This is a genomic window from Erythrobacter sp. (genome assembly GCF_038133525.1).
In the GTDB taxonomy this organism is placed as follows: domain Bacteria; phylum Pseudomonadota; class Alphaproteobacteria; order Sphingomonadales; family Sphingomonadaceae; genus Qipengyuania.
Window position 1 is genome coordinate 1300 of sequence record NZ_JAYPTL010000191.1, and the last position, 275, is coordinate 1574.

Annotated in this window: 1 protein-coding gene; it reads left to right on the plus strand. The window is 61.8% G+C overall.

Translation table 11 applies throughout. The features are described 5' to 3' along the window. Positions 1 to 22 precede the first annotated feature (22 nt). Positions 23 to 275: DNA polymerase ligase N-terminal domain-containing protein (locus AAFM29_RS17890; protein WP_341714057.1), on the plus strand; the 253-nt coding region annotated here is incomplete at its 3' end.

A 275-nucleotide genomic window follows, 5' to 3' on the forward strand; every position in this document is an offset into this window, starting at 1 on the left:
CCGCAAGAAGAGCGCCTGACCCATGACCGACCTGCTTGCCGAGTATAACGCCAGGCGCGACTTCGCGAAGACGAAAGAGCCCAAGGGCAAGGCGGGCAAAAAGGGCGGCAATCGCTTCATCGTGCAAAAGCATGACGCGACCCGGCTGCACTGGGATCTGCGGCTTGAGATTGATGGAGTATTGAAAAGCTGGGCGGTCACGAAAGGCCCCTCCCCCGATCCCGACATCAAGCGGCTGGCGGTGCGCACCGAAGACCACCCGCTGTCCTATGCCG